Source organism: Methanimicrococcus hacksteinii (genome assembly GCF_032714515.1).
GTDB lineage: Archaea > Halobacteriota > Methanosarcinia > Methanosarcinales > Methanosarcinaceae > Methanimicrococcus > Methanimicrococcus hacksteinii.
In genome coordinates this window covers 64895-81065 of sequence record NZ_JAWDKC010000022.1, presented here as the reverse complement: position 1 = coordinate 81065, position 16171 = coordinate 64895, and the positions used below count along the sequence as shown (strand labels likewise).

Below are 16171 nucleotides of genomic sequence, written 5' to 3'. Positions count from 1 at the left end.
ACGAAAATATGAATTTCGGGGAAAAGGATGAAAATGGCAGAAGAAAAAAGATGCGGCTGGTCCAAAACGCCGACAGATCATAAATATCATGACGAGGAATGGGGAAAACCGCTTCACGATGAGAGAAGATTGTTTGAAATGCTGATTTTAGAAGGTCAGCAGGCAGGATTGAGCTGGTCGATCATTCTCAAAAAACGTGAGGCAATGCGGGAAGCTTATGATGGTTTTGATCCGGAAATCATGAAGGATTATGATGAAAAAAAGACAGCGGAACTGCTTTTAAATGAAGGAATTATCCGCAACCGCCTTAAAATCAAAGCCGCGGTCACCAATGCAAACGCCTATTTCAAACTCAAAGAAGAATACGGCTCATTAGACGCGTTTATGTGGCGTTATGTCGGCGGCGAACCGATTTTAAATCATCCGAAAACAATGTCAGAAATTCCCGCATCCACCGAATTGTCGGATCAAATCAGCAAAGATTTGAAAAAACTCGGGTTTTCGTTTGTCGGCTCAACCATTATTTACGCCTACATGCAGGCAATCGGCATGGTCAACGACCATTTGAAAGAGTGTGATTTTCGTTAATGTGCGTGCCGCCGCGCGCGGCCGCTCAAATCTTTTCAATTTTTTTCAAATTTCACATTTCAAATTTTTCAAATTTCAACATTTTTCAACTTTTATTTTTTCCAAACTTCAAAATTTTTCAAATTCCGGTTTTTTCAAATTTCAAAAATTCGCCTCTTTTTTTGCCGTTTTTTATGAAACGAATGAGAGTTTTTTTATTCAATGACACGGTTTAAAAATCCATGACAAAATTCTTTGAAGTCGATGAACGGGACGGACCTGCCCGCATCGGAAAACTTTACATTTCAAATCAGCCTGCCGAAAAGCCGGCGGCCTCTTTTATTCAAACGCCTTATTTATTGAATTCAACCGTGCTTGCCGCCGGTCTTTTGCCGGTTAAAAACCTCGGAACGCTTTGGAGAACGGGAACGGACACTGAAGAATACACGGCGGAAATCAAAAAGGAAATCGAACAAACGCCCGAATCGCAGCTTTTGATTTTGCCGAGAAATCAGTTTACGCTGACATACTCGGAAGAAGACAACGAAAAACGGCAGCAGAAAATTTATGAAAAAATCAACGCCGCGGGAATTATCAAAACGCGCCCGACGGCCGCCGTCATCCGTCCGATTAAATATTCCAAACCCGTCGAAGCGGAAGACTGCGTCTGCGGCGATTCCGATGGCCGCGAAGAAAAAGGAATTGAAAAAGAGATTTTTGCCGTTGAAAAAGCAGGCGCTGATGTTTACATTATGGAAAGCGCCGGCTCTTTTGATAATGATTCAATCGGCTTCTTCGAAGCGTTTTTGAATGTCAGAGAAAGACTGCCGGCAGATGTTGCTCTTTGGCTTCCGAATTTGGCGACACCTGAAAACGCGGCCATGCTGATTTATTTGGGCGCCGACATTCTGGACACGACGCGCGCGGAAGTTGCCGGATATTCCGACAAATACATGACAAGCGCCGGAACTTTTTTCTTAGAAGACATGACGGAATTGCCGTGCAAATGCAGCGCCTGTGCGGGAAAAACTGCAAAAGAGCTGAAAGAGATGCCGGCTGCCGACAGATACGCGCTTTTATCGGAACACAATATCAACGCGCTGGATGCCGAAATAACACTGGTTCGGGAAAAAGTCAGACGCGGGGCGGTTCGGGAATATGTCGAAGGACAATGCCGCGTTCGGACTTGGCTGACCGGCCTTTTGCGCTTGTTTGACAGGAGCCCGCTTGCCGAAATAACGGCGCCGGCATTCAGAAGAGACGAACTGACGGCAACAACATCCGAATCGCAAAACCGCGCGGAAATTCAGCGTTTTGCAAAACGAATTACGGAAAATTATGAAGCTCCGAAAAAAGAAATTCTTGTGATTTTCCCGTGCTCGTCCAAAAAACCGTATTCGATTTCGGCGTCACATCAGAAATTTATTCAATCGATTGAACGCAATCGAAAATATGTCAATGAATTAATCATCACATCGCCGATGGGAATCGTGCCGCGCGAACTGGAACTGACTTATCCGGCCGCCCATTATGATACGACGGTTACCGGGCACTGGGATTTGGAAGAACGCGCTTTCGTCGGCGGTCTTTTAGAAGATTATCTGATTAAAAATAAAGATCTGTACAAGCATATTGTCGCGCACGTCGACGGTCCGTACCGCGAAATCTGCGAATCGGTCTCTGCCAAACTCGGCCTTTCCATAACATACACGGTCGAAAGAAGTCCGGCATCTCAAACCAGTTTGAAAAATTTGAGAACGGCAATCGACAAAATTGTTGAAGAAGCAACACCCGAAAAAGAATCCGAAACGCACAGACCAAAACCCGCTCTTTTGAAGAGGGGCGGAACGGAAGAAAAGCTGGATCAGGCAAAAGCAATTGCAAGATATCAGCTCGGACCGCTTGCAGACGCGCTTTTTACGGAAGAGACGACAATTAAAGGCAATTTCCCGAAATTCATGCTTTTGGACGGCAGAACACAGCTTGCCGTTTTGGTTCCGCAGTTCGGCCAATTGGCCTTTTCAATTGAGGCCGCCGAGAAATTAATTCGGTCTGAAAAATATACGGGACAATACACCGTCAAAATCGATAACTTCCTGCCGAAAGGATCTTTGCTTGCGCCCGGAATTATTGAAGCGGACCCCGCAATCCGGCCGGGCGACGATGTCATTATTCTCGGCGAAAATGTCATCGGCATCGGCAAAGCGAAAATGTCCGGCGTTGAAATGAACCGTTCGACAAAAGGCGTTGCGGTTTTGCCGAGGCATACGAGATACATCAATGAAAACGGCGATTGAGATGGATTTATCAGTCAAAGCCGTCAAAAGAAAGTGCTTGAATTTCATAGTCCCTAACGAGGTCATGAAATTATGCACTTTTTGATTGAAGATAATGTCAATTGTCTTAAAAAACAAATTTTTTCTTCAAGGCAATTGTGCAACAGGCTGTTGCACAATTGAAAAATCATTTCGGCATTCGGCAAATTTTGAACGCATCTTAATTTTTAAAGATGAGGCGCATTTTCCGTCATTTTAAAAAACGATTAATAAATATTCCAAAATTCCGAGAGCTTGTTTTTGAAAAATGTCTTTCCTTCTTTAAATTCTTCAATGGAAAATACTTCAAAATTAAAAGTTTCATCATAATCGCCGAGGCCTCGAAGAGCGGAATAATCAATGATTCCTTGTCCCGGGGCGTAATGTTCGTCGCCGCCATAACGGCCGGTATCAACACCGTGATTATCATGAACATGAACGTGAACGACAAGCGGTGAAATCGTTTTAACAAATTCGGCAAGCTTTTTCTGATTGCCGCCGCATGTCAAATTCGCATGACCGATATCTAAAGTTGCCCCGAGATAATCCGAGTCCACCAAGTCAACCGCCTTGGCTAATTCTTCCGCTTTGCAGCACAAATTCAGCGGATCTGTGTATTCCTTGTTTTCAAGTCCGATCACTACGCCGACTTCTTCGGCATATTCGGCCAGCGTTTTCAGATTCTGAATCATTCTGCCGAACGATTTTGACGCCCCGCCTTCCGTAATCCTTCCGGGGTGAACGACCAAAACATCGGCGCCGGCGTGCGCGGAAATGTCCAGCGCTTCAAACATTAATTGAAAATCCGAATCCGTCATTTTTGCCGTATCAATCGCCAGATTTTTGGGATGCTCGCCTTCGGGATCAGGATAATAAGGCGCGTGCGCCGTGCAGTAAAAATCATAAGAAAAAAACGAATCAAAAAAAGCATCCAATTTGTCTGTTTGGAGTTCTCTGCCTTTGTAGAGATCCATTTTGGGAATGTAAAGCTCAATTGAATCTGCCAGGCCTTCCAGTTCGGAAAGCGGCCCCGCAAATGAAGAAACACCGAATTTCATGAAAAATAAAAAGACTGACGGAATATATTAAATTGCGTATGAGATGCAAAATAAGACGCAAAATAAACGTGAAATAAAATGCGAAACAAAACATAATACAAAACGCGGAATAAAATGCAAAAAACCGGATAAAAGGGCGACAGAAAGCAAACCGCCGCCAAAAATAAACAGCGATTGTATTAAATAGAAGTTTGAATTAGACCTGCGAAAGCAAAAACGACAACAATTGAAAAACGGACAATAATTGTAAACGGAGAGGAGGAGAAATGGACCCGCTGATCGGAATGGGCGTGCTGGCGTTTATCGGCGCCGCGGCGGCAATTGCCGGCTATACGGAAGACTTAGAGTCTGTTGCAGGATCCCAAAGCAATCCGAATTCTCAGGTTCAGCTGGCACCGCAGATGAAATATCCGCACCGTTTATTCAACAAAGCCATCTCCGGCGAACCGCTTTCAAACGCGTTGGCCGCAACAATCGGCGCAGTCATCGCCTATGCGCTTGATGTTCCTTTTTTAATTGCAATCGCTGTCGGCTCTTTTGCTGCAATGATTATTCATATGATTATATCTGCCACTTCATTTTTCGGAAGAACAGCCAGTCAAAGCCGCTTTAAGCAGCCGATTTACATGGATGTTTTCAAAGCGAATCTTCCCGTCATCGGCGCTTATGCTTTTATGACAACAGCTTGCGTTTTAATCATTTCATATTTACTGTACGTTTATATGAATGTTCCGATTCCGATTCCGATTTTGGCATTAATTCTCGGAATTACGGTCGGCTCCATCGGCTCCTCCGTCGGCGACATTCAATACGGTGCGGAGCGCCTGTATCAGAATCTCGAGTTCGGATCCGGTGTCAACGCCGCATATTCCGGAAACATTGTCCGAAAAGCGGAATCCGGAATCCGATCAGGTATTGACAACTCATGGTTTTCATCCAAATTCGGCGGCCCGACCACGGGAATCGCATTTGCCGCTGTTTTATTCATGACGTCTTGGATTACGGTTTTGTTCAACCCCGAGTGGGGCGGCGCTGTCGGCTGGATCGGCCTGGTGTCCGGAATCGTATTCATTCTCGGGACAATTTTACTCAACAGATATCTTGAAAACGCTGCCCGCCGCAAGTTCGGCCCTTACAGAGAAGAAGAAAAAATGGAGATGATTGAATGATTGATTCTTTGATTTTTCTGCTTTTGATGACACTCGGCGGTGTTTTAATCACAGTCAGCGTTCATTTGATTCCGGTCGGCGGGGCGCCGGCGGCTATGGCGCAGGCAACGGGCGTCGGCACGGGAACAACGCAGCTGGCAGCAGGCGCCGGCATGACAGGCCTTTTGGTGGCCGTCTCCGTTCACGCGCTGTCCGGCAGCACGCTCCTCAGTATTTTTCTCGGCGGCATCGGCTCTGCCATTATGATTGCCGTCGTCATGCTGGTGTCAAACATCGGCTACATTTACGGCGTCGGCATTCCGCCCGCCTCGGGCAAAGCGGTTCGCGACCCGATTACAAAAGACCGCCAGGACATTTATGTTTCAAAAGGAACTGAAGGGCACGGGATTCCGACAGCCGCTTTTTTCAGCGGCATTCTCGGCGGCCTCATCGGCGGTGCCGGCGGTTCTTTAATTTATTCTTTAATTTATGACGGTTTGCTGAATTCTCAAACCGGGTTTCAGCTTACCTTTTTTGCCGCAACAACGATTTCAATTATTCTTTCCATTTCCATTTTCTTTGTCAATGCCGTGATTGCCTCTTACAATATCGGCGGAACGATTGAAGGATTTTATGATCCGAAATTCAAAAAAGTGCCTAAAGCGGTTTTGGTCTCGGGAATCATGACCTGCATCTGCGGCGCGATGGCTTTATACATCGTTCTTTGTCTCGGAGGGTCGGCATGAGCGCAGTCGGCAGCAGTCAAAGCGGGAATAAAAAATCGGACGGCAGATCTTCCGTTTTTGATGACAAGCCTTGGGTCGGCTTGGCGATGAGCTTTATGACAATCGCGGTTGCTGCGTTGTACGCCGGCTCAGCTGACTTGTATGAAAATATCCTCAGTGTGTTGTCCGCAAACTTGGGAATGATTATAGCAATCGTTGCCGCTTCGGCAGCTGTTCGCAAAATCTCAAAATACGGTCTCGGAACAGGTGTTCCGTCCGTCGGCATGTTCGGAATCGGTCTTGCCTGTATTATTTCAATCTGTTCCGTCTTTTTAGGCGGCGTTTTCAGTCCGTTAATCGGCATGATTCTTGCTTTGGCAGTCGGCGGATTCGGCGGTTTTTTAATCAACAAAGTGCTGGCCATGAACATTCCGGCAATGGAAATGCGGCTGGCCGAAATTACGGCCGGATGCACGCTTGCGATGACGGCCTCTTTTATTATCGTGACCGGAAGCATTCAGAGTTATGATTTGCTGGTGAATTACCTTTTATCGGGAACAGTTGCGCTCGGATTTATCGGAATTGCTGTTGCCGTGTTTCACGCGTACAACGCGAATTTGGGACCCGACGAAGCGCCGGACCGAACACGGATGCTGGCGATTTTAGACGCGTCTTTAATTTTGCTGATTCTCGGAATCGCCGCGTTCTTGGCGGCTTACGGGCCGGATGTCCCGCTCACGAATTTGATCGTTCCGATTGTCACAATCTTTATGTCATTGATTTTCATTCTTATTTCATATTATCAATTTTGGACTTATGTTAAAAGAGATGCCTGTGAAATTATGGAAACGGGCTTACTTCCAAGCGAGGAGGATTTGAATTGAAGATACGAATTGCGCCGGAAACGGGTCTTGTGATGGACCCGCTGACATCGGTGATTTCCAAAGAAAAAAATACGGCTCCGAACCGCTCTATGATGGTTTTGATTAAAAAATTGGACGAAACCGAACGTATTGTCGACGGCTTAACGGATTCGCTGACTGGTGACAAGCCGCTTTACAGCTCTTGGCGCGGCCGTGAAAAGACATCTGTCGGCGCCGGTCTTGTCACGAATTTCTTTTACGGTTTAATTGTCGGGCTGCTTCTTTCCGGCGCGTTTCTGCTGCTTTTAAGCGTTTTATACGGAGGAATCTGAAAATGGCAGAAGATGAAAATGCCAAAACGGCGGCAGCGGCAGGCTGGCCGATGCTGAAAGGAGAATACAAAACCGGCAGTCCGGATTCCTGTGTTGCGGTGGTCACTTGCGGTTCTCACTTAGACGACGAGGCTTTGATTGAAGCGGGCGCCGGAATTTCAGGCTCATGCAAAACCGAAAATCTGGGCATTGAAAAATTGGTTTCACATATTATTTCAAATCCGAACATCCGCTTTTTGATTGTTGCCGGCGCCGAAGTGAAAGGACACATCACAGGCGAAGCAATTTTAATGCTCCATCAAAACGGCATTTCCAAGAACAGAATTGTCGGCGCGAAAGGTGCCATTCCGTACATTGAAAACTTGTCGGAAGAAGCTGTCAAACGCTTCATGGAACAAATTGAATGCATCGACATGATCAATGTCGAAGACATCGGGGAAATTTCGGCGAAAATTAAGGAATGCATCGCCAATGACCCGGGCGCGTTTCCGGCAGAGCCGATGATTCAGGATGTCAAGGAAAAAGGAAGCGAAACGGAAAGCGACGAATTCGAAGAAGATTTATCCGACGGCGCGGCAGGCGGCGGTTCGGGTGCTTCCGTTGAAGAAATTTCTTCTTTGACAATGATTACGCGTTTAAAATCATTGGATCAGAAAATTGCGGGCGTCGGCGATTACAACAAGTTCCAGGCGGGTTTTCAAGCCGGAAAAGTCGAAGGATTTGTCGTCGGATTTGTGCTGGCGGCCTTGCTGATGATTATTGCGGGCGTTATTATTTATTTCGCATAACTGAATGATAATAATTCATAAACGATTCACAAATGACGCATAAACAATTCACAAACAATTCACAAACGTCGTGTAAACAATTCGTAAATGGTGAAGGACAGATAAAATGAAAAGACAGGAAAGCCGGAATCGAATGGCATATTTGGATGAGCTTGTCGCCGACATCGGCTATCGCGCTCAGCTGATCTCCCGTTCTCAAAAATTGGATTCGGGAATTATGACAACGCGGGCGGCGGGATTTGCGGCCGGGTTTTTAACGGCGGTTCTGTTTGTTTTAATCATTCCTTTGACGGTTTGGTATTTTATCGGAATTTTATGAACGGAAAAATTATCGGCGAAAAATCAGACACAAGATAATAAATTTAAAAGAACCCGGAAAATAGATTTAAGAGAACTCGGAAAATAAATTTAAGAAAACCCGGGGAATAAATTTAAGAGAATCAGGAAAAGGCGAGGATTTCCATGCAGGAAGAAATAAAAATTGAATTCCAAAATACGGATGAAACGGTTTTGGAATATGAAGAAATTACGCAGCGTTTAGACCGCTTGGATGAAAAGGTTGAATTTGTCCGCGCGGAAGTTGCTCAGCGGACGGGCCGAAAAATCGGCAGAGATGTCGGCATTCTCTACGGCATTCTCGCGGTATTGGCTTTAACTTTGCTGTTTTTAATATTGACAAGATACTTCTCATTCCCCTTTTAAAATTCAGGAAAAATCGGAGCTTAATGTATGTTTAAATTTGAAAAGAAACAGGAGATTTATGAAATCGGCGGCGTTCGCTTCGGCGGCCAGCCCGGTGAAATCCCGACGGTGATTATCGGAACGATGTTTTACAATCGCCATAAAATTGTAACGGACGCGGACAAAGGTCTTTTTGACAAAGCCGCCGCCGAAAAGTTATGGAATGATCAGCTGGATATTTGTGATAAAACGGGTGTCTCCTGCACGAATCAGCTTGTCGGCGAAACGCCTGAGGCCATCAAAAATTACATCGACTGGTTCGTGGACATCGACGACAAAACACCGTTTTTAATGGATTCTTCTGACAGCGAAGTGCGCGCGTTTGCCGCCGGCTACGCAACGGAAATCGGTGTTCAGGACAGAGCGATTTACAATTCAATCAACGCAAGCATTGAAGAAAACGAAATCAAAGCGCTGACGGAAAGCAAGATCAGCGCATCGATTGTTTTGGCGTTTAATGCGATTAATCCGACGGTTCTGGGAAAGATTGAAATCTTGGAAAAAGGCGGAACCGGACTTTCGGGCGGCCTTTTGGAAATTTCAAAAATGTGCGGCATTGAGAAGCCTTTGATTGATGTGGCGGCTGTTCCGCTCGGCTCGGGCGCGGGCGCTTCCATGCGCGGCATTACAGCGATTAAAGGGCATCTCGGATATCCTGTCGGCGGCGGTTTTCACAACACGGCTTCGGCCTGGGACTGGATGCGCGAATTTAAGAAAACGCAGGAAAATCCGAAGGAATATTACTTGCCGGCCGACATCGGAACAAACTTGGTCGCGCAGGCGATGGGCGCAAACTTCCTGCTCTACGGTCCGATTGAAAACGCCAAATATGTGGCGTCGTCTGCGGCAATGGTGGATATCATGCTTGAAGAAAATGCCAAAGAACTGGGCATTGACATCGGAAATGAAGCCGATCTTCCGATCGGAAAATTGATTTGATGTTTGTTATTTTTAATGAAAATTCAAAATTTTTAAGAATTTCAATTATCATTTCAAATATTATTTCAATATTTCAATTTTTATTTCAATATTTCAATCTTAATTTCAAACGTTTCATAACAATTAATCAAAAACGAGAAACATTTTTTATTTTTCTTATTCTTTTTATTTTTCTTGTTTTTTGTTTTTCTTGTTTTTTGTTTTTCTTGTTTTTTGTTTTTCTTGTTTTTTGTTTTTCTTGTTTCTTATTTTCCTTTTTTTGTTTTTTCTTTTCTTCAAAAAGCGTTCCGATTTTTTTCAATTTATTTTTTTGTTTTTGAAATTTTTATCACATTGATGTCTCAAAAACAAATACGGTAAACGTTGTAAAAACGAAATATCTTTTTTTAAAATATGTTTTGTTTTTGATTTTATTTCACGGCGATAAACAAAATTTCAAAAAAAACAAAATAAGTAAAACAAATAAAACAAAGCGGTCTGCCGTTTTAAAGACGCATTACGAAGGCTTATATAAATAATAGCAAATATTAAATGGGTAGGTTATAAGAATTTTAATAAAAAAATAACCTGAAAAAATAAACAAGAAGGTAAAAGTTTATGGCTGATACACTCTCAGAGACAACGGTATCGGACAGCCCGGAATTGAAAAACGATTCTGTCCGAAGTATGTCAAAATCAACAGCAAAGCCTGTCATTCCGTCTGAAATAAAGACTGAAACTGCTGCGAAAACACCGGCAAGCACGGCAAAACCTGCCGCAAAACCAACAACTGCCGGAACAGCAAAAGCAGCTCCGGCTGCAAAAAGAACAACCGCAGCACCTAAAACGCCGGCAGCTTCAAAGCCCGCGGCAGCAAAACCTGCAACAACAAAACCTGCAGCACCTGCTAAACCTGCGGCGGCATCCAAACCTGCGGCATCAAGATCGACAGCCGCGAAAACAACAACTGCAGCTGCAAAAAAGCCGGCCGCTTCAAAACCCGCAGCCGCTAAACCAACAGCAAGATCAACGGCACCTAAGACAGCCGCAGCATCAAAGCCGGCTGCAAGCCGAACAACAACGGCCAAAGCAGCGCCCAAAGCGGCACCCAAAACAGCGGCTTCTAAAACAGCTGCAACCAAACCGGCAGCATCTAAACCTGCGGCATCTAAGACAACGGCAGCGTCTAAAGCGGCCGCATCTAAAACCGCCGCATCCAAACCGGCTGCTTCTAAAACTGCCGCTTCTAAAGCAAAACCCGCAAAACCTGCAAAGTCCGCATCATCAAAATCGGCCGCTTCAAAGTCAGCCGCTTCGAAATCTTCGGGCGCATCCAAAGCAAATACGGCCCGTTCCATTCCCGTGAATGCGGAAGACGAATGGGATGAAATCGACATTGAGATTGACTTGGATGAAATCAATGAGATTCTCGGTGAAAAAATCAACACCGGAAAGAAAGTTTTGAAAGAAAAAGAAGCTCATTACGCGGAATTGCTCAAAGCTTACAAAGCCGGCAAAAAGAACAAGAAAGACGGTAAGAAAAGCAAAGATGACAGCAAAAAAGGCAAGAAAAAATCCAAAGACAAAAAATTAACTCAGGATGAAAAATACATTGCATACGGCGCTGTCGCAGCTTTGACGGCATACGCGGCTTACCGCATGCTTCACCGCAAATAAATCTTGAGATTCACGGCTCAATGAGTCGTGAACTTTTTATTTTTTTTGATTTTTTTTAGTTTTGTTCTTCATTTATTTTGACCGGATGACTGACTTTTCAGATTGGCGAACACAACCAAACAAGTAAACAAATTTCAATAATCGGAACGGATGACATTTTAATTGTTTTTTGATCAAATAAAAGTGAATAAAAAATGAATATTGGCTTCGTATTTGAACGGTATTTTTGATAATTTTCAGCCGGCATTTACGAAAATTATCGGGGTATAATTGTGAAAATTTCAGCAATTTTTTTCATAACGGGTATTTTGGTATTATGTATATTGTGTCTTATTCCAACGGCAATTGCCGCCGTTCAATTGGACGGGGACGGATCGCTTGAAAATCCTTATCAAATCAAAACAGCGGATGATCTGATGGGATTTGAAGAACATTACCGTACGGTTTCAGCGGGAACAAACCGAAATTACATCATCAGCAGTTCTCAGCCGATTGATATTTCCGGCAGAGAATGGAAACCGGTTTCTTATTACAGCGGTGTCTTTGACGGGCGCAACACAACAATTACAGGCCTGACAATTTCAGGCGGCGGATCATACACCGGTTTTTTCGGAAGCACGAACACCGGTTCTGAAATCAAAAACATGATTCTCACAGATGCCGAAATCAACGGCACTTCTTATACGGGCATTTTAATCGGATACAACACCGGAACAGACGTGATTAACTGCCACGTTTCTGGAAATGTTTCCGGAACGCACGATGTCGGCGGTCTTGTCGGAAACATGTCATCCGGCGGTCCGTCAGACCGTCCGAAAATTGAGAAGTCTTCGGCCGATATTTTCATAAACACAACGCATGACAACGGCGGCGGCCTTCTCGGAAACGGCGTGAACACAAAAATTATTCAATGCTACACGACCGGAAAAATCGAATCCAACAATTCAAACATCGGCGGATTGGCGGGAAAACTTGTCGGCGAAGAAATCAGCAGCTCTTATTCGTACGCAAATGTCAAAGGCAGTTCGAATGTCGGCGGCCTTGTCGGAAATTTGAACGCAGGTCTTCTGAATTACAGTTTTGCGGCTGGCGATGTCATTGCAACAAGCAGTCAGCAAAGCAGTGCCGGCGGCTTGGTCGGGGTGAGCAATGCGCGCGGACAGATTAACAACAGCTATGCCGCCGGAAATGTCACAGCTGCCGGATCATTGGCAGGCGGTCTTGTCGGCCAGCATTCGGGAAGCATTAACAATTCTTATGCTGCGGGAAACATTAACCCTCAGAGTTTCGGCGCCGGCGGATTTGTCGGATCCAACAGCGGCAATGTGAACAACAGTCTTGCTTTAAACGGCAACATCAATTCGACAAGAACAACGCTTTATCGGTTCGCAGGAACAAATTCGGGAACGATTGAAAACTGCGCGGCATGGAAAAATATGAGAACAACCGGGCCCAACGGGTTCAGAGATGAAGTCGGTGTTGTCCTTGTCAGATCGGTTTTGGTTTGGGATAATTTTATTGAAGACGATCAAACCGGATTGACTGTTCCGATGCAAAAAGAGAGTCTTTTTGAAAGATTTATGAGCTGGATCAATTCATTTTTCGGCAGGCTCGAAAATATTGAAAATGCCGGGAATATTGAAAACAGGCGGACAGGCGATAATTTCGGCGGCAGAAATTTTGCTTTAACTATTGAAATGCTTGCGGCCGAGATGTTTGATTTGCCGGAATCTTATTGGTCGGCTTCAAATTGGAATACGGAACTTTGGAAAGCGAATGCCGGCAACGAAGCGTACAAACTTCCGATTTTGGCTTATCAAAGCAGCAATGAAATTTCAAATGCATCTCATTTGAATTGGATTTTTGAAATCGAAGAACCTGCCGCCGGCATAAAAACCGAAGCCGGACAATCGGAGAAATCGGGACTGTTGGGGCTGTCGGGACTGTCGGAGCAATCCGGGCAATCCGGGCCGATTGTTTCATTCGGAATTGACTGGAAATATGAGCTTCCGGAAGATTGGACCGTCAATTTGTTTGTCGGAACAAACACTGACTTCGAAGACGCTTTGCCTGTTGAAACAGTTTATGATTCGGATATCGGCAAATACACAGCTGTCTTTAATCCGCCTGCAAGAGTCCAAACAACATACTATGTTTGGGGCGCCGCAGTCGATAATGATTACAATCAGATCGTTCTGAAAAGCAATCCGCATCTTTTAACATTCGGGTATGCCGACATCGTTGTTCAGATGCCGGCTAAAATTCGCTTGAACACGACAAGCGCGGTTTTGGAATTCGAAGTCGATTGGGATTCTGAAGATCCGAACGATTGGAAGACGATGCTGGCTTACGGCAGAAGTTCGGATTTAACGGCGTCGGCGGTTGTTTCCGCCGTCTATAATGAGACTTCGGGACGTTACACGGCCGAGCTGAGAAATCTGCCGGCATCGTCGTCGCCGCCGAATTATTACGCGTGGGGCGTTGTTTCGAATGATGACGGCGGCATGATTTTTGCGTCCGAAACGCCTTTGATTTTCAAATTGAATGCGTCATCCGGCGGCAGCGGAGGCGGCGGAACCGGAAACGGATCGGTCATTCCCCCCGGAAACGGAACAGGATCCGAGCCTGAGCCCGGTCCCGGACCGGCACCTGAGCCGGAACCTGAACCCGAACCGGAGCCTGAAATTCCGGAGATTCCGGTAATTGTTTGGCTGCTTGTGTTCTTCTTAATCGCCGCAGCGATTGTTCTGTTCATTTACAATGAAAAAAGAAAATCGGAAAAGGATGAAGAAATTCAAAACCGGAATGAAGATAAATCAAAATAAAAAATCTAACGAAGGCCGGATAAAATATTACTGAAAAAACACTGAAAAAACTCTGAAAAACGATTGAGAAAACACTGAAGAATTACTGGAAAAAAATCAAAAAATCAAACATCGTTTTTCTTTAATGTTAAAGAAAAACGAACTCCCCTTTTTATTTTTTTAATTTGACGAAAAAGGGGAGTTCGGGTTTGTATGATTTTCAAACCGATGTTTGGATTATTTTCAATTTTCCCAAAACGGCTTCAGCATGTCCTTTCACGCGGACATTGTTCCAAACATCCGCGATTTTGCCTTCGGGATTGATTAAAAACGTTGTCCGGACGGTTCCCATGTTTTCTTTGCCCATGAATTTTTTAAGCTGCCAGACATCGAAGGCTTTGATGACGGCAAGCTCCGGGTCCGCTAAAAGCGTAATCGTCAGCGCCGCTTTTTCGATAAATTTCTGATGCGAAGAAACGCTGTCTTTGCTGACGCCCAAAATGACGGCGCCGTTTTTCTCAAATTCATTTTTGAGCGCGGTAAAATCAACGGCTTCCTGTTTGCATCCGGCCGTATTGTCTTTGGGATAGAAATAAAGAACAAACCATTTTCCTTTGAAATCTTTCAAACAAACATTTTCAGAATCCTGATTCGGCAGACAAAAATCCGGCGCTTTATCACCGGGCTGAAGGGAAGATGACGGCATATTATTGACTCCTTTTTGAAAATAATCGGAAATAATCAAAAATAATCGGAAATATTGAAAGTAATTGAATTATGAATCATAAAAACATCATCTCATTAATTCTTTGTGAAATTTGATTGATTTGATTGTATTTTGTTCGTTCTTCCGTCCGCCGCGCGCGAACCGCATAAATTTGAGAATAAATAAAAACCGGCCTTGTTTTTTCAAACAGGGGGAAAATTTGCTGAAAATATTACCAATACGATAAAATAACCGAATTCATCAAATAAATAGTGTTAAATATGTTCAATAGAAATATGATTTAATCATATGACATTTATCCGATTATTCTGTGAAACGGATACATGTAAATTATCATAAAGCTGAAAATGTCATTTTTTCAGAAATCAAAATCATTTTTTTAACATTTATAAATCCGAAACAATTTGTGTAATCCGTATTAACAAATAAAGGAGAAATATTATGATTGACGACAAAAAAGTCTCCGAAAAAGAGTTAATGAGAATCGGTGTTTCACTTCCCGATAATCTTTTGACGAAATTCGACAATATCATTGAAGAACGCGGCTATTCTTCCCGTTCGGAAGGCATTCGCGATGCGATTCGCAGCTACATCAATCATTACGAATGGATGAACGACATCAAAGGACGCCGCATCGGAACAATTTCACTCGTGTATGACCACACCAAACGCGGTCTTTCCAACATGATGGCTGAAATTCAGCACGAACACTCCGACATTATCAAAACGTCCATTCACATTCATTTGGACCACGACAACTGTTTGGAAGTTGTTGTTTTGGACGGCGACGGCCGCGACATTAAAACATTGGCTGAAAAGATCATTTCACTCAACGGTGTTAAGTTCTCCAAACTGACAACGGTGCCGTCAACCGAAAAGCTTTAAATTTGAATTTTAAATTGTGCTTTAAAATTGTCTTTAATTCGTGTCCGATTGAGGAAGAAAAATGGCAGAAAGCCGCGGGAATCAAGTCAAACAAACCGGTTTGCAAAATACAAAACCGCCGATGTTTGATTTTATGACGCGCTCTGCCGTTTTCTCCGTCATGCTCGGCGGCTTTTTTGGAAGCTTGACGCGGGCCGTTACTTTTTTGCTGATTCAAACCGCAGGCGCAGATATTGTTGTCAATATTATCGGCAGTTTTCTGATCGGCTTTTTTATGTTTTTACCGTCCGTTCGCGATGAGAAAATTGAGAGCGCCGGCAAAACAGGATTCAATAAAAAACAGTTCATCAGCACAGGCTTTTTGGGCGGTTTTACAACTTTTTCATATTTCATATTCGGCCCGTTTTTATCAGCCGCTGCAAACGGCGCTGAATCAGCTGTGAATGTTTTTGCAAACATTACGCCGCTTTTTATGATTCAATTTTTGATTTACGCCGTCGCTTTTTCAATTATCGGAATAATCGCGGCGGCAATCGGCAAATATTTTGCAGAATTTTCATCTCAAAAAAAGAAAAAGGGAAACGTCCGCGAAAGCAACGGCAGCTTAAAGGAAACGGATTGAA

The 16171-nt window shown here is 44.2% G+C and carries 18 protein-coding genes; 14 read left to right on the top strand and 4 right to left on the bottom strand.

What is annotated here, in order from left to right:
• Positions 1 to 33: 33 nt before the first annotated feature.
• Complete coding sequence (locus MmiAt1_RS07240) at positions 34 to 588, top strand: DNA-3-methyladenine glycosylase I (protein WP_318786221.1); 555 nt, start codon at positions 34 to 36, stop codon at positions 586 to 588.
• Between the two features lie 221 nt (positions 589 to 809).
• Positions 810 to 2864 (top strand): archaeosine synthase subunit alpha, encoded by a 2055-nt coding sequence (arcS, locus tag MmiAt1_RS07235; protein WP_318786220.1) that lies wholly within the window; start codon positions 810 to 812, stop codon positions 2862 to 2864.
• Between the two features lie 245 nt (positions 2865 to 3109).
• Here the strand turns inward: arcS and MmiAt1_RS07230 are convergent, their stop codons facing one another.
• A complete protein-coding gene (locus MmiAt1_RS07230; protein WP_318786219.1) occupies positions 3110 to 3940 on the bottom strand; it encodes a sugar phosphate isomerase/epimerase family protein in 831 nt (276 codons plus the stop codon).
• Between the two features lie 266 nt (positions 3941 to 4206).
• Here MmiAt1_RS07230 and mtrE point away from each other — a divergent pair, with 266 nt between their 5' ends.
• From mtrE to mtrH, 8 genes are all read left to right on the top strand, one after another.
• Complete coding sequence (gene mtrE / locus MmiAt1_RS07225) at positions 4207 to 5109, top strand: tetrahydromethanopterin S-methyltransferase subunit E (protein WP_318786218.1); 903 nt, start codon at positions 4207 to 4209, stop codon at positions 5107 to 5109.
• Positions 5106 to 5834: a tetrahydromethanopterin S-methyltransferase subunit D gene (gene mtrD / locus MmiAt1_RS07220; protein ID WP_318786217.1), complete on the top strand. Its 729-nt coding sequence runs from the start codon at positions 5106 to 5108 to the stop codon at positions 5832 to 5834. The genes mtrE and mtrD overlap by 4 nt, the downstream gene beginning before the upstream one ends.
• Complete coding sequence (gene mtrC / locus MmiAt1_RS07215; protein ID WP_318786216.1) at positions 5831 to 6697, top strand: tetrahydromethanopterin S-methyltransferase subunit MtrC; 867 nt, start codon at positions 5831 to 5833, stop codon at positions 6695 to 6697. The genes mtrD and mtrC overlap by 4 nt, the downstream gene beginning before the upstream one ends.
• Positions 6694 to 7008: a tetrahydromethanopterin S-methyltransferase subunit MtrB gene (gene mtrB / locus MmiAt1_RS07210; protein WP_318786215.1), complete on the top strand. Its 315-nt coding sequence runs from the start codon at positions 6694 to 6696 to the stop codon at positions 7006 to 7008. Before mtrC ends, mtrB begins: the two co-directional genes overlap by 4 nt.
• 2 nt (positions 7009 to 7010) lie before the next feature.
• Entirely contained in the window at positions 7011 to 7796 is a 786-nt protein-coding gene (gene mtrA, locus MmiAt1_RS07205; protein WP_318786214.1) for a tetrahydromethanopterin S-methyltransferase subunit A, read from the top strand.
• A gap of 106 nt (positions 7797 to 7902) precedes the next feature.
• Positions 7903 to 8115, top strand: coding sequence for a tetrahydromethanopterin S-methyltransferase subunit F (locus tag MmiAt1_RS07200; protein WP_318786213.1), 213 nt, complete (start codon positions 7903 to 7905; stop codon positions 8113 to 8115).
• A 143-nt stretch (positions 8116 to 8258) separates the two neighbouring features.
• Positions 8259 to 8498, top strand: a complete 240-nt coding sequence (mtrG, locus tag MmiAt1_RS07195; RefSeq protein WP_318786212.1) for a tetrahydromethanopterin S-methyltransferase subunit MtrG — start codon at positions 8259 to 8261, stop codon at positions 8496 to 8498.
• A 27-nt stretch (positions 8499 to 8525) separates the two neighbouring features.
• The gene (mtrH, locus tag MmiAt1_RS07190; RefSeq protein ID WP_318786211.1) at positions 8526 to 9476 is read left to right on the top strand and encodes a tetrahydromethanopterin S-methyltransferase subunit H; all 951 of its coding nucleotides are present in this window, start codon (positions 8526 to 8528) and stop codon (positions 9474 to 9476) included.
• Positions 9477 to 9603: 127 nt separating this feature from the next.
• Here the strand turns inward: mtrH and MmiAt1_RS07185 are convergent, their stop codons facing one another.
• Together MmiAt1_RS07185 and MmiAt1_RS07180 are read right to left on the bottom strand one after the other, a co-directional pair.
• Positions 9604 to 9777, bottom strand: a complete 174-nt coding sequence (locus MmiAt1_RS07185; protein ID WP_318786210.1) for a hypothetical protein — start codon at positions 9775 to 9777, stop codon at positions 9604 to 9606.
• Positions 9778 to 10027: 250 nt separating this feature from the next.
• Positions 10028 to 10813, bottom strand: a complete 786-nt coding sequence (locus MmiAt1_RS07180) for a hypothetical protein (protein WP_318786209.1) — start codon at positions 10811 to 10813, stop codon at positions 10028 to 10030.
• A gap of 4 nt (positions 10814 to 10817) precedes the next feature.
• On the opposite strand from MmiAt1_RS07180, the gene MmiAt1_RS07175 reads away from it, so the two are divergent.
• Together MmiAt1_RS07175 and MmiAt1_RS07170 are read left to right on the top strand one after the other, a co-directional pair.
• Positions 10818 to 11132, top strand: a complete 315-nt coding sequence (locus MmiAt1_RS07175; protein WP_318786208.1) for a hypothetical protein — start codon at positions 10818 to 10820, stop codon at positions 11130 to 11132.
• A 323-nt stretch (positions 11133 to 11455) separates the two neighbouring features.
• The gene (locus MmiAt1_RS07170; protein WP_318786207.1) at positions 11456 to 13957 is read left to right on the top strand and encodes an autotransporter outer membrane beta-barrel domain-containing protein; all 2502 of its coding nucleotides are present in this window, start codon (positions 11456 to 11458) and stop codon (positions 13955 to 13957) included.
• 199 nt (positions 13958 to 14156) lie between these two features.
• Here MmiAt1_RS07170 and bcp read toward each other — a convergent pair whose 3' ends face one another.
• The gene (gene bcp / locus MmiAt1_RS07165; protein ID WP_318786206.1) at positions 14157 to 14642 is read right to left on the bottom strand and encodes a thioredoxin-dependent thiol peroxidase; all 486 of its coding nucleotides are present in this window, start codon (positions 14640 to 14642) and stop codon (positions 14157 to 14159) included.
• Between the two features lie 462 nt (positions 14643 to 15104).
• Here bcp and nikR point away from each other — a divergent pair, with 462 nt between their 5' ends.
• Complete coding sequence (gene nikR, locus MmiAt1_RS07160) at positions 15105 to 15548, top strand: nickel-responsive transcriptional regulator NikR (protein ID WP_318786205.1); 444 nt, start codon at positions 15105 to 15107, stop codon at positions 15546 to 15548.
• Between the two features lie 61 nt (positions 15549 to 15609).
• On the top strand, positions 15610 to 16170 hold the full coding sequence (locus MmiAt1_RS07155) for a fluoride efflux transporter FluC (RefSeq protein ID WP_318786204.1): 561 nt from the start codon (positions 15610 to 15612) through the stop codon (positions 16168 to 16170).
• The last annotated feature ends 1 nt before the right edge of the window (position 16171 follow it).